General features: G+C 66.9%; 10 protein-coding genes. 4 read left to right on the top strand and 6 right to left on the bottom strand.

All coding sequences use genetic code 11. From position 1 onward, the window contains the following. Positions 1-140: 140 nt before the first annotated feature. Both bioD and QZV72_RS08965 read right to left on the bottom strand, forming a co-directional pair. Positions 141-827 carry a dethiobiotin synthase gene (bioD, locus tag QZV72_RS08970; protein ID WP_297007534.1) on the bottom strand — a complete coding sequence of 229 codons (687 nt, stop codon included), beginning with the start codon at positions 825-827 and terminating at the stop codon, positions 141-143. Next, entirely contained in the window at positions 824-2,242 is a 1,419-nt protein-coding gene (locus QZV72_RS08965) for an adenosylmethionine--8-amino-7-oxononanoate transaminase (RefSeq protein WP_297007531.1), read from the bottom strand. The genes bioD and QZV72_RS08965 overlap by 4 nt, the downstream gene beginning before the upstream one ends. Positions 2,243-2,299: 57 nt before the next feature. Here QZV72_RS08965 and QZV72_RS08960 point away from each other — a divergent pair, with 57 nt between their 5' ends. After that, on the top strand, positions 2,300-3,820 hold the full coding sequence (locus QZV72_RS08960; protein WP_297007528.1) for a peptide MFS transporter: 1,521 nt from the start codon (positions 2,300-2,302) through the stop codon (positions 3,818-3,820). Here the strand turns inward: QZV72_RS08960 and QZV72_RS08955 are convergent. After that, a complete protein-coding gene (locus QZV72_RS08955; RefSeq protein ID WP_297007525.1) occupies positions 3,733-5,259 on the bottom strand; it encodes an amino acid permease in 1,527 nt (508 codons plus the stop codon). The two genes, QZV72_RS08960 and QZV72_RS08955, sit on opposite strands and share 88 nt — an antisense overlap. A gap of 24 nt (positions 5,260-5,283) precedes the next feature. Between QZV72_RS08955 and mmuM the strand changes: the two genes are divergently transcribed. Then, on the top strand, positions 5,284-6,270 hold the full coding sequence (gene mmuM, locus QZV72_RS08950; RefSeq protein WP_297007522.1) for a homocysteine S-methyltransferase: 987 nt from the start codon (positions 5,284-5,286) through the stop codon (positions 6,268-6,270). 141 nt (positions 6,271-6,411) lie between these two features. Here the strand turns inward: mmuM and QZV72_RS08945 are convergent, their stop codons facing one another. Beyond that, entirely contained in the window at positions 6,412-7,431 is a 1,020-nt protein-coding gene (locus QZV72_RS08945; protein WP_297007521.1) for an ABC transporter substrate-binding protein, read from the bottom strand. A 10-nt stretch (positions 7,432-7,441) separates the two neighbouring features. Further along, on the bottom strand, positions 7,442-8,419 hold the full coding sequence (locus QZV72_RS08940) for an ABC transporter substrate-binding protein (protein ID WP_297007518.1): 978 nt from the start codon (positions 8,417-8,419) through the stop codon (positions 7,442-7,444). 114 nt (positions 8,420-8,533) lie between these two features. Here QZV72_RS08940 and QZV72_RS08935 point away from each other — a divergent pair, with 114 nt between their 5' ends. Together QZV72_RS08935 and QZV72_RS08930 are read left to right on the top strand one after the other, a co-directional pair. After that, on the top strand, positions 8,534-10,078 hold the full coding sequence (locus tag QZV72_RS08935) for a helix-turn-helix domain-containing protein (RefSeq protein WP_297007515.1): 1,545 nt from the start codon (positions 8,534-8,536) through the stop codon (positions 10,076-10,078). A 354-nt stretch (positions 10,079-10,432) separates the two neighbouring features. Further along, entirely contained in the window at positions 10,433-11,512 is a 1,080-nt protein-coding gene (locus tag QZV72_RS08930; protein WP_297007512.1) for an ABC transporter substrate-binding protein, read from the top strand. Between the two features lie 10 nt (positions 11,513-11,522). Here QZV72_RS08930 and QZV72_RS08925 read toward each other — a convergent pair whose 3' ends face one another. Continuing rightward, entirely contained in the window at positions 11,523-12,980 is a 1,458-nt protein-coding gene (locus QZV72_RS08925; protein WP_297007510.1) for an AraC family transcriptional regulator, read from the bottom strand. Positions 12,981-13,278: the final 298 nt, after the last annotated feature.

Genomic DNA, 13,278 nt, shown 5'->3' with positions numbered 1-13,278 from the left:
GGGCGCACACCGTCGGCGGACATGAGTTCATCGAAGGTACCCTCACGGACCGGGTACGGAACTGGAGTTTCCGTCACGGGGATGAAGATAACCCCGACGCGACAAATGTTCATCCGGAAAAATTAACATCCCGGACACATTCACTTCTGCCCGGGTACCTGCCCGAACACCTGCCCGGCGACCCGGGCGAACTGTTCCCTGTCCAGGGCCCCGGCCCCGGCGGGCACACAGCCGAGCAGCGGGACGCCGGTGACCGTCGGCAGTTCCGCCACATTCAGACCGGTCGCCAGGTCCGGGTCCGCCGGCAGACTGCCCCCGACCAGGCCGAGCACACGGACCCCGTGGTCCAGGGCGCAGCGCACAGTCAGTTCCGCGGCGTTGAGCGAACCCAGGCCCAGCGTGGTGACCACGATGACCGGAGCGTCCAGTTCCACGGCGAGGTCTGCCAGTGTCCAGTTCTCCCCCAGCCGGACGAGAATCCCGCCGGCGCCCTCGACGATCAGGACCCGCTCCGGGGCGGCGGCGTCGAGCGTCCGGAGCCGGGACGCGACCTCGTGGAGGCCGGCTGCGGGCATCCCGGCCCGGCGCGCGGACAGGTCCGGAGCCAGCGGCTCGGGGTACCGGTGGAACTCGTGGAGGTCGGTGATGCCGGTGAGCCGGTGCACGGTGGCCAGATCACCGTGGTCGGCGGGGCCCCCGGGCTCCCCGGTCTGGACGGGTTTGACCACACCGACGCGCCGGCCGTGGCGCCCCAGTGCCGCGGCGAGGGCTGCGGTGGCCACGGTCTTGCCGACGTCGGTACCGGTCCCGGTGACGAGGACGATCATGCGCGCGCCTCCGCCCGGTCGGTGGTGTCCGACGTGACTGCGGCACCGACGGTGGCACCGACGGTGGCACCGACGGTGGCAGAGACGGTGGCAGAGACTGCGGCACGGACCGCCGCACAGATCGTGGCGACCTCGGCGGTGGTGCTGATGAACGGCGGCATGACGTAGAGGAGGCGTCCGAAGGGTCGCAGCCACACCCCGTGTGCCACTGCGGCGTCGGTGGCCGCGGTCATGGCGGCATCGTCGAGGGGCCGGTGGAGTTCTACGACGCCGACCGCCCCGAGGATGCGGACGTCGGCGACGGCGTCCCGGCCCGCGAGGGGTGCGAGGCCATGCTCCAGTTCCGCGGCGATCCGTGGGACGGTCTCCCGCCAGTAGCCGGAGGCGACGAGGTCGAGGGAGGCGACAGCGACCGCGCAGGCCATGGGGTTGGCCATGAAGGTCGGCCCGTGCATCAGCGCCCCGCCGCCGGCCGGGGAACTCACCGCCCTGGCGACCGCCCGGGTGGTGAGGGTGGCGGCCAGGGTCATCACTCCACCGGTCAGCGCCTTGCCGACGCAGAGGATGTCGGGGGTCACTCCGGCGGCGGCGGTGGTGAACAGGTCACCGGTGCGGCCGAAACCGGTGGCGATCTCGTCGGCGATGAGCAGGACGCCGTGGGCATCGCAGAGCTCCCGGACCCCGGCGACGAGCGCGTGGTCGTGGAAACGCATCCCGCCGGCGCCCTGGACGACCGGTTCGATGATCACCGCAGCGACGGTGTCGTCAATGAGACGCTCAAAGACGTGCAGGTAGTCGGCAATCTCCCGGTCACTGCTGCCTCGCACCGGCGGGGCGGGCGCGAAGAGCTGATCGGTGAGGGTCCCGGCCCACAGGGAGTGCATGCCGTCGTCAGGGTCGCACACCGACATCGCCCCGAAGGTGTCGCCGTGGTAGCCGGAGCGCCAGGTCAGCAAGCGGGTGCGTTCCGGACGACCGGATCCCCGCTGGGCCTGCAGGGCGGCCTTGATCGCGACTTCGACGGCCACGGACCCGGAATCGGAGTAGAACACCGCATCGAGGGCGTCGGTCCCGAAGGCGTCGGCGGTGAGGGCCAGGAGACGGTCGGTGAGATCGACGGCGGGCTGGTGGGTCAGGCCACCGAACATGACGTGAGGCAGGATGTCGAGCTGACGGTGGGCGGCATTGACGAGGTTCCGGTGCCGGTGCCCGTGGGCGGCGGCCCACCAGGAGCTCATGGCGTCGATGAGCACGCGGCCGTCGTCGAGGGTGAGGTACACCCCGTCGGCGCTGGTGACGGGGAGGTTGTCGCGGGGGCCGGGTAACGGCGAGTAGGGGTGCCAGATATGGCGCGCGTCAGTGTCGGTGGATGTCTGGGTCGGGGTCGGGGTCGGGGTCGGGGTCGGGGTGGCCATGGACACTATGGTCATCCAAACTTGAACAATGTTCAAATCGGTGCTTGAGTTCACCGGGTGACATCCATTGAACACCGTACAAGTCCGCGTTCCGACCAGCACCCCGACCCGGTCGCAACCCCCGCCACCGCAATCACCGCCGTCGCCGGCATCGAGATGTGGGAACGCTTCAGCTTCTACGGAATGCAGGCCATCCTCGTCTACTTCCTCTACCACTCCACCGACCTCGGCGGACTGGGCATGAACCACACCACCGCCACCGCCGTCATCGGCGCCTACGGAGCCGCCGTCTACCTGTGCACCATCGCCGGCGGCTGGGCCGCCGACTGCGTCCTCGGCGCCGAACGCACCCTCGTCGGCGGCGCGGTCCTGCTCGTCGCCGGACACCTCACCATGGGACTCGTCGGCGGCATCCCCGGCACCGTGACCGGACTCGCCCTCATCGCCCTCGGCTCCGGCGCACTGAAGGCCTCCGCCGTCGCCGTCCTCGGCAGATGCCTCCGCGGACAGCCCGGCACCCGTCGGACAGACACCGGATTCCTCACTTTCTACCTCGGCATCAACATCGGCGCCTTCTTCGGCCCCATACTCACCGGCTGGCTCCAGCAGCACCACGGCTTCCGGGCCGGCTTCTCCGCAGCCGCAGTCCTCATGCTCCTCGGACTGGTCATGTACCTCGCCCTGCGCCGCCGCTACCTCTCCACACTCACCGCAGACACCCGCCGGGCCGTCCTCTCCCCCGGTCAACCCGCCGACCGACGCAGCGTCCTCACGGTGGTCCCAGCTGTGGTCACCGCAGTCCTCACCGTCGCGGTCCTGGCCGCCACCGGCGTGATCGGGGTGGACGCCCTGGCCGACGGCATGCTCGTCGCCGTGGTCCTGGTCGCCGTCGCCACCTTCGTCAGCATGCTCACCGCGCCGGGCGTCACCGGGACGGAGCGGGGCAACATCCGTGCCTTCATCCCCCTGTTCATCGGCTCCTCGGTGTTCTGGGCGATGCTGAACCAGAATTTCGGGGTCCTCGCGGTGTACTCCGACCTGCGGCTGGACCGCACCCTGTTCGGCTGGGAGATGCCCGCGGCGTGGACCCAGTCCCTCAACCCGGTGTTCCTGCTCATCGCCATCCCGGCCACCGGGTGGGTGTGGTCACGGCGCCGTGCCTCCCGGTCCGACGCGTCCCCGGTGTCCCCGGCGCGTCGGATGTCGGCAGGTGTGGCGATGGCGGGGGTAGGCATGCTGGTCTTCGTCCCCTTCGCCGATGGCGGGGAGAGCTCGACGCCCCTGCTGGTGCTCGTCGCCGCGATCCTGCTGATCACCCTCGGGGAGATCAATGTCGGACCGGTGGGCATGGCGGCCGCCGGTGAGCTCGCCCCGGCCCGGTTCGCCACCCGGTTCTCTGCGCTGTACTTCCTGTCCATGGCGGTGGGGACGGCGGCGGCCGGCGTCCTGTCCGGGTTCTACTCCCCCGGTGATCCGGCTGCCGAGCGGATCTACTTCTGCGGGTGCGCTGCGGTGGCGGTGGTCACCGCTGTGGTGCTGCGGGCAACCGCAGCGTCGAGTTCGGCGTCCCGCCCCTGAGGCCGGAAACAGCCGGCCCCGTGGCGGATCCGGTAGTACACCAGGCAGATCACGGTGAAGGGGACGCCGATGGTCAGGGCCTGGCGCTGGTCTGCGTCGAACCCCACTCCGATCAGGGACGCCACCAGGGCGATCATCGAGATCCAGGCCAGCCAACGGGAGGCCGGCGCCCGGTAGTGCAGTCCGGCGACTTCTCCCCCGGCGGCGGCGAAACGGCGGCGGAAAGACAGCTGGGACGCCGCGATCGCGATCCACACCGCCACCACTGCGAACCCGGCGATGGACACGAGGATCATGTACAGGCTGCCCGGCGCGATCTCACTCGACAGCAGGGAGGCCACCCCGCCGACCATCGACACGCACAGGGCGAGCATGGGGATACCCCGCGTCGTGGTGCGGGCGAAGGCCTTCGGTGCCTGTCCCTCGGCCGCCATGGAGTGCAGCATGCGGGTGCAGGAGAACAGGCCGGAGTTCCCGGCGGAGAGCAGGGCGGCGATGATGACGAAGTTCATCACGTCGCCCATCCCGGAGATCCCGGCGATGTCGAAGACGGTGACGAAAGGGGATTCGTCGAGACCGGCGTCCTCGTAGGGCACCAGCGCTGCGATGACGAGGATCGCTCCGACGAAGAACACGGTCAGCCGGAGCACGGCGGTGCGGATCGCCTTCGGGATGACATTCTCCGGGTTCTTCGCCTCCCCGGCGGCCACACCGATGAGTTCGGTGCCGGAGAAGGCGTAGAACACGCCGAGGGTGACCACGAGCATGCTGCCGAGGCCCTCCGGGAACAGACCGTGGCCGGTGCCGAAGTTGGTGAGCCAGGGGGTGGGTCCGTCGGCGGCGGGGTTGATGCCGACGATCGTCGCGGCACCCACGATGATCAGCGCGAGCACGGCGACGACCTTGATCAGGGAGAGCCAGAACTCGGTCTCGCCGAAGACCCGGGCGGAGACGGCGTTGAGGGTGAACAGCAGGACGCCGAAGACCACGCACCACACCCACACGTCGATGCCGGGGAACCAGCGTTGCATGAGAATGCCGGACGCGGTGAACTCGCTGCCGAGTGCCACCGCCCAGCACAACCAGTACAGCCAGGCGGTCGCGAATCCCCAGGCCGGGCCGAGGTTGCGGGTGGCGTAGATGTGGAAGCCGCCGGAGACCGGGTAGACCACGGCGAGTTCGCCGAGGCAGCACATCACCATCCAGGCGATCAGCGCGCCGAGGACGTAGGCGAGGACCGCACCGAGCGGTCCCGCCTCGCCGATGGTGTAGCCGGAGGAGACGAACAGGCCGGATCCGATGACGCCGCCGAGGGCGATCATCACCAGGTGACGCTGCTCCATGGTGCGCTGCAGGCCGGTGTGTTCGGTGCCGGTCGCGGCGTCCGTTGCGGTGTCCGTGGTTGTGGTGGTGCCGGTCGTCCCGGCGGAGTCAGACATGGGGGTCAGCCTATACTCGCAAGGATGACCGATAAGCACGCCCCTTCCCTGCCCACCATCCTCGACCAGCGTGCCGTCATCCTCGACGGCGGTCTGGGCACCCGCCTGGAGGACCGCGGCAACGACGTCACCGGAGCGCTGTGGTCCGCCCAGATTCTCAGGGACGACCCGGACGAGGTCCGGGACGTCCACGCCGACTTCTTCGCCGCCGGCGCGGAGGTCGCCACCGCCTGCTCCTACGAGGTGACCGTCGACGGCCTGGTCGCCACCGGCATGTCCCGGGAGAATGCGGTGGTCGAGGCCGAAAAGCTACTGCGCCGGGCAGTGTCGGTGGCCCGGGAGGCGGCGTCCGCTGCTGCGGAGACCGCCGGTGAGCCGCGCTGGGTCGCCGCCTCGGTCGGCCCGTACGGTGCGGGCCCGGGTGAGGGCACCGAGTACGACGGCGCCTACGGGCTGACCGTCGACGAGCTGGCTGACTGGCACCGCGACCGGATCGGCGTTCTCGCCTCGGCGGGCGCCGACGTACTGATCGCCGAGACCGTGCCCTCGGTCCGGGAGATCGAGGCGCTGGCCCGCGAGTTCACCGCCGCTCGCGTGGACGCCCTGCTCAGTGTGACGGTGCTGCCCCGCACCCCGGGGACACTGGCCGACGGAGTGACGCTCAGTGACGGGACCGAGCTGTCGGAGGTCGCCCGGATCGTCGCGGAGACCCCGGCGTTCCGCACTGTCGGCGTGAACTGCGTCAGCGCGGACGCCGCCCTGGCCGCGGTCCGGGAGCTGGGTGCGGGGCTGGCGGCGGCGGGACGACCGCTGCCCCTGTCGGTGTACCCGAACAGCGGTGAGCTGTGGGACCACGTCAACCGATGCTGGCTGCCGCGCACCGCGGAGGGAACCACCAGTCTGATCGACGCCGTCCCGGATTTCCTCGACGCCGGCGTCCGTCTCATCGGCGGCTGCTGCCGTGTCACGCCGCGCGAGATCACCGCGATCGCGCAGGCGGTGCGCGGGTAGTAGGAGCCGGGGCGACGCTAGCCACTCTGTTCTGACCGATCCGTGAAAGCGAGCACGGATCTGCCGAACGGGCCGGTTCACGGAATCCGTGCTCGACTTCACGGATGTACCCCGCTCAGCGGATCCTGTCCGCGCCGGGTCTCAGTCCGCGAGCTTCTCGATGGTCGGCGTGATCTCGCCGAGGAACCACTGCAGGGACAGCACGCCCGGCCGGTCGAAGGCGTACTTGATCGGTGGGGTGGTGAACATCAGGTTCCCTTTCTTCACCGCCGGCAGGTTCGCGAACGCCGGGGTGTTCTCCAGGATCTCCGGGCCGTCGTCACCGGTGGCCCAGATGACGATGAGGTCGGCATCCGCGCCCTGCGCGTTCTCCATGGACAGAGCCGTCTTCTCCCGCATTCCGGCAGTGGGTTGCATGCCGAAGAGTTCGAAGACCTCCGGACCGCCGGGATTGAACTTCTCGCCGGTGAACTGGTAGTAGCTGACCGTCTTGTCCTCGATACCGGGCACCTTCTTCCCCGCTGCCTTGTACGCGTCCTCGGTCTCGGCGATGAGTTCCTCGGCCTTGTCCGTGGCACCGAAGGCGGCGGCAGTGGCGAGCAGTCGGTCCTGCCAGGATCCTTTGCCCTCCATATCGGGGATGAGGGTGGGCGCGACGGCGGAGAGTTTGCCGTAGGCGTCCTGATCCTGGGCGTTGTAGGTACCGCCGACGATGAGGTCGGGGTCGAGGTTCGCGACGGTCTCGACGTTCGCCTCGTACATCGGGGCGATGTCAGCGTCTGCGGCATCCTTGATATCGGACGCCAACCACGGCATCTCGGCATCGACCTTCGCTGGATCGGTGGCGACACCGACCGGGGTGATCCCCAGGGCGACAAGATCGTCCGCGGCGGAGTAGTCGAGAGCGACGACGCGCTCCGGGCGACTGTCGAGGGTGATGTCGCCGTATTTGGTGCTCACGGTGAGCGGGTAGCTGGCGTTCTCCGCGGTCGCGGACTCAGTGGAGGAAGCGGTGGAGGACGCGGCGCCGTCGGACGCCGTTCCGGACGCTGCGCTGGTGTCTGCGGCGCCGTCCGAGTCATCGGAACTGCAGGCTACAAGGGAGACCGCGACGGTGGTGGCGAGGAGGAGACCAGCGGTGCGGCTGAGATTTCGGTTCATGTGTGACGTCCTACTGATAGGCGAGTTTGTCAAGGGGCGGAGTGAGTTCGCTCAGGATCCATCTGAGGGAGAGAGGCCCCGGCTCATTCACTGCAGTAGCCCCCGCAGTGTCCAGATAGGCGACGGCACCGCTCTTCACGGCCGGGAGATTCTGGAATGCCGGGTCGCTGCTCAACGCGGCCTTCGCGTCATCACTCCGGGCAAAAACGATCAGGAGATCAGCATCCAGTTCTCCGGCGTTTTCACGGGAGAGGACGGATCCGGTCCTGGTTCCCTGCTGGCTTTTTGCGGGGGAGATTCCGAAGAGCTCGAAAGATGCCCCGTTCCCGAACGTGAACTTCTCCCCGGTGAAGGCGACCCAGTTGTAGGTTTTGTCTCCGATGTCCGGCACAGCTGATCCGGCAGTCCGGAACTCTTTCGTGACAGCCCGGATAAGAGATTCTGCACCATCCATCTCATCGACTGCAGCAGCAGTCGAGCGGAGCCGCTCATCCCAGTCGATGTTGTTCTCCTCAGAGTCGGGGAGAACAGTGGGGGCGATGTCGTTAACCTGGTTAAAATCATCCTGATCGGAAAAATTGTAGCTCTTCCCGACGATCAGATCAGGCTTCAGTCCTGCAATCGCTTCCGGCGCTGCTTTTCTTTCCGGAGCAAGGTCAGGATCAGTGAGCCCTTCGAGCTGTTCCGCGATCCAGGGTGTGGTTTTTTCCAGGCTCTCCGGCGTGGATGCCACCGCGATCGGAGTGATGCCGAGAGCGACAAGTTCTTCAGCCGAGGACAGACTGAGAGCTACGATACGCTCGGGTTCCGACGGAATAGTCACCTCGCCGAACCGCGTGGATACCGTGTGCGGATAGTAGCCGGCAGAGGAAGCAGAACCGGCTCCGGAGGCGGTGTCGTCAGAGTCATCGGAGCTGCAGGCGGCGAGGGAGACAGCGACAGCCGTCCCCAGGATCAACGCCGAGACTCGGCGCAACGGGTTTCTCATCATCATCCTCATGTGAAGTGGTCAGGTCGGGGACAATAGTAGGGAGTGCTAACCTTCCTTATTGTCCCGAACAGACGCTTGCTTCCCACTTCCGACAAGCCGAGGAGTATGCCCGTGATCGCCCACCGTCACCCCACAGCAGCAGGTGCCGGTTACGCGCAACTGCAGTCCAGAGACGCTTTCCCGCCCTGCTGGCTCGGCGAAATCACCGTCCACAGCCGCCACCACGTGTTCTGGGTGACCACCGGGAAGGCACAGGCGGGCGTCAACGGGGTTCGCTTCACTCTGGGCGCAGGCCAGGCCATCTGGTTCCCCGCCGGGGCCACCGTCACCTCAATCGAGACCACCCCGGGCACTGTCGCCACCTCCGCACTCGTCCCACCGGACAGGCTGATCTGCCAACCCACCTGGTTGACGGTCGTCGACCTCTCCGCCAGTGACACCGACGTCCTGGCCCGGCAGTTCACCCGGTGGCGCATGCCCTTCCTTACGAACACCACCTCCGCATCACCGGTCGAAGCCACCGATGTATCGGCCCCGGACAGTCCTCCGATCCCCCGTTCCCGGCTGCTCCGCGACTTAGCCGAGACCGTGCTGCAGAACCCCGGCGACGACACCAGTCTGGAGGGCTGGGCAGCACGTCTCGGACTGTGTACCCGGCAGCTCACCCGTCGGTTCCAGGCTGAGACGGGAATGAGCTACCGTAACTGGCGCACCCTGGTGCGGGTCGACCGGGCGAGCCATCTGCTCCGTCACGGTGACAGCGTCACCCGCAGTGCCACCGCCGTCGGGTTCGCGACCGTCCCCGCCTTCGTCCGGGCATTCGACCGGCGGTTCGGTGTCACACCAGGGGTCTGGGCCGCCCGGGTCTGCCGTCCTGTACCCGCGTCGGCAACCACCACCGACCATCGCGTGGTCACAGACTGCCTCGGTGGTCTGCCGGCGATCCACACCATGCCCCGGATCAACCGGTTCCACATCCTGATCTGGCTCAGTACAGGTACCGGAAGGCTTGACCTCGGCGACAAGCAGATCCCCTTGACCGCCGGCGACACCACCTGGATCCCCGCCGGCGTGTGGCATGTCATCCATCTCGACGAAGGGGGTGTCTTCATCCCTGTCGGCGAGCTTCCGGGCACCGTGCCGATGCGTCGCCACCACATGACGGTGACCCGGATCACGAAGGAGCTGGAACCGAACCTCATGTACCGGGCGGGGCTCTGCTACACACACCTACTCCCCTGGCCCCATGACCGGAACGACCCGGCGAACATGACCGACCTGCTTCCGCCGGGCGTCACCCCGTTCGCCCGCCCGGACGCCGCGGTCAATGCGATCCTCAACGCCGACCTCGCAACTGGTCCCCGCACCCTGACGCAGTGGAGCGAGAAGCTCGGGATCCCACTGGGCCGGCTGTCCGAGCGGTTCCGGAAGGAGACCGGACAGACTTTCACCCTGTGGCAGACAGATCTGCGGATGAACTCGGCGCGCTACAGGCTGTCGGAACCAGGGATCCCGATCTCCCAGATCGCTGCGGAGGTCGGCTACCCACACGTCTCCGGCTTCACCCGCGCATTCTCCGCCCGCCACGGGATGACACCCACCGAGTTCCGGAAGCAGTACGCGCAGCCGATCATCTACGAGGAGGTCACGGGGTAGCGCCTACCACCACTGTTTTCGATGCCATCTGTTCGTCGAAGATCCTCGGGGCAGAGCGGCTGTCACCTATTGCCTCGGTCTCCGACAGTGCACCTGGGGCCACCTGGTCACCGGAGATCCAACCACAGAGAATCTGTCGGCCACGTACTTCGTCGCCTGCTGACAGCGATTGCTCCACCCGCGTCATCGATGTGGCGACGATGACGACCTTCTCCTCCTCGGTCCGGTAGTCCTTCTTGTTCTGACCTGCTCAGTTCCCGATTCACCTCGTCTGCGGACACGCTGCAACCCCCTATCAAGAATCTGTCCGTTACGAACATTGCCTAACCTCATGCATGAGTAATGTGCCGCCGCATGACGCTACTTTTTCACCTGTCCCGAATCGCCCGCACCGCCCTCACTGCCGGAACCACCCTGGCACTGAGCATCGGTCTCGCCGCATGCAGCTCCGGTGATTCTGGCGGTGACTCCTCGGCATCCGCCACCGATAGTGCCTCCACCCTCATGCCCGCAGGAGAAGGCACCACCTCTTACCCGGCGCGCGTCGAGACCCCGCTGGGCACCGCCGAACTCACCGAACGGCCAGAGAAGATCGTGACTTACGGCGGAGTCACCACCGAACTCGCCCTGTCCCTGGGGATCACCCCGTCTGCAGCCAACGATTGGTCGAGCACCCGCAGCTTCCTGGCGGACTACGGTGCCGAGCAGATCGGGACCATCCTCGAACCCACCGACGGTCAGGTCCCGGTCGAGGCCATCGCCGCGCTCGATCCGGATCTCATCATCTATTCCGGCGGGCAGGATGCCGACAAGACCTACACGCAGTTGGCAGCCATCGCCCCGACGATGGGGTACGGGGCTGCGTCCACGGACAAGGGACGCCCCTGGTCGGACCAGCTCGCTGATCTGGGCACAGCCACTGACCTGCAGGATGCCGCAGACACCGTCCAGCAGGACCGGGACGACGTTCTCGCCACGGTCAGGGAGGAACACCCGGAATACACCGGGCACACCGCCACATTCATCTCCGACAAGGGCGGGTCGATCTACTTCGAGACCTACGGCGGCGGCCCTGGCGAGAGTTTCTTCACGGACCTCGGATTCGATACCCTGCCCAGTGCCGGACGGTACAGTGCGAACACGAAGCTCAGCGAAGAGAACATCGCTGATGTGGAGGCGGACGTCATCTTCGTCTACGACCCGTCGGACGGCATCCCCACGCTGAAGGCGAACCAGACATTCACCGCATTCCCCGCGTACAAGGAAGGCCGGGTGTTCGCATTGCCGGCTGGACATCAGAAGGACGGCGAAGAACAAACGGACGAGGAGAAGCTCGGCACGACCATGGCCGTCGGACTATCCTCCCCCGCTCCACTGACCGAGCAGTGGATCGCCGAGCAGGTCGTTGACCAGATCGGGGATTCACTGAAGTAACGTCACCAGGTCACTCCACCACCTCGAAAATCTCCCGCTTCCGGTACTGACGCTGGTAGCGTCCGGGTGTCATCCCGACCCGGTCCTTGAAGACCCGGACGAACGCCGCCGAGGAACCGTACCCCACGGCGGACGCCACCTCGATGACCCTCCGGTCAGGATTCGTCAGCAGTCGGCGTGCCACGGTCATCCGCCGGTCGACGATCCAGTCCCGGTACGGCTGCCCGGTGACCTCCTCGAAACGACGGGACAGGATCTCCGTCCGCATCCCGAAACGCTCGGCCCAGTCATGCAGAGTCCGTTGGACGCTGAGGTCACCGGTGATGATCTCGACCACCGGGTTCTGCCGCTTTCGCTGGTGCGCGGCCCGCAGCTGCACCACCGTGGGGACCAGATCGTCCATGACACCTGCGATCATCGGGTAAGGCTTGAGTCTCGTGAAGCTCACGCACGCCCGGTACAACACGGACGAGTGGTCAGCCTCGGTGACCGGGATCGAAACCATGTGTCTGCGGTGCAGCGGGACACTCACCGACAGTGTCCCGACCGGCACGACGACCGTCCCTGGCACAGTCTCAAGCTGGTGCCAGACCCCTGCGGGTAGCCACAGCAGATTCCTCGCGGGAAGATTGATCTGCTGCCCCTGCAGGACCACCCGGCAGAAGCCCCGGAGCACACCGATGCACACATGGAACTCATTGATGTTCGGCCGCATCCGGTCGGCGGGGATCAGCAGATCCAGGTCCGGAGAACTCGGTTGATTCTGCGGTACACAGGTTCCTTCTCCGGCACTGCAGACCTCACTCAATGTGGTTCTGGTCTGCCGTCGGAAGGCGTGGGACAGAGCCGCCGTTCCCGAGTATCCGAGGTCGTGGGCGATCCGCCCGATCGGTGTACCCAAGGCCACCTGCTCTGCTGCAACAGCGACCTTCAACGCCACCCGCCAGGACGACAAGGACAGACCGGTCTCCACACGGAACGCCCTGGTCAACTGGCGTTCGCTGAGCCCCACCCCGGTAGCCCACTGCTCCCTACTCCGGGGATCTCCCGGATCCGCAAGGAGCTGCTGCGCGACCGCCACCGCGGCTGCACTCACCGGCATCCGGGGCCGTTCGACAGCTCCGGTACGGCCGCCGAAGAAGGACTCCCGGAGTGCTGTCGCCATGCCGCCGGTCAGTTTCTCTCCGTCCCATGCCGGCATCTTCCACCTGCCGAAAAGATGGATCAGTAGTGTGCACAGTTCCGGGCTGATCTTCCGGTGAACCACACCGTTGCCGGTCTCGGGGAAGGTGTCGGTGGGCAGGAGCACAGTGAACGCCACCGTCCCTGCCTCGGTACTGATCTGGTCAACAGCGATGCCTCCCGGCAGCCACAGTGCGTCAAGGGCCTCCAGTTGGAAGACCTCGCCATCCACCATCGCGGTCGCGCTGCCGCACACGACCCAGAACACGTGATGCTCACTGTGCACGGTGACGGTCCCCAGGCAGCACCCGGGCATCAAAGCTACCGCGGCTGCAGTCTCAATCACCTGTGCCACTACGCATCCTCCGGTCAATATCTTGTCCTCAGTGGACAACTGTTTAGCTGAGCCGACCCTACCTTCGTCTTGTTCCCCGTATGAACACGACCCCGAAGGACCTGACGTTCCATGACCCCCACACCCACGGAGCAGGCGCACTCACCGCACCTGCTCCGCCGACTCCTCGCCGTGATCTTCGGCCTGGCGCTCGTCGGCGGACTGACCACCGCCTGCAGCTCTAGCGGAT

The sequence above is a fragment of the uncultured Corynebacterium sp. genome (assembly GCF_902782855.1).
GTDB lineage: Bacteria > Actinomycetota > Actinomycetes > Mycobacteriales > Mycobacteriaceae > Corynebacterium.
The sequence above is the reverse complement of the archived record's forward strand: the minus strand, read 5'-3'. Positions and strand labels throughout refer to the sequence as shown.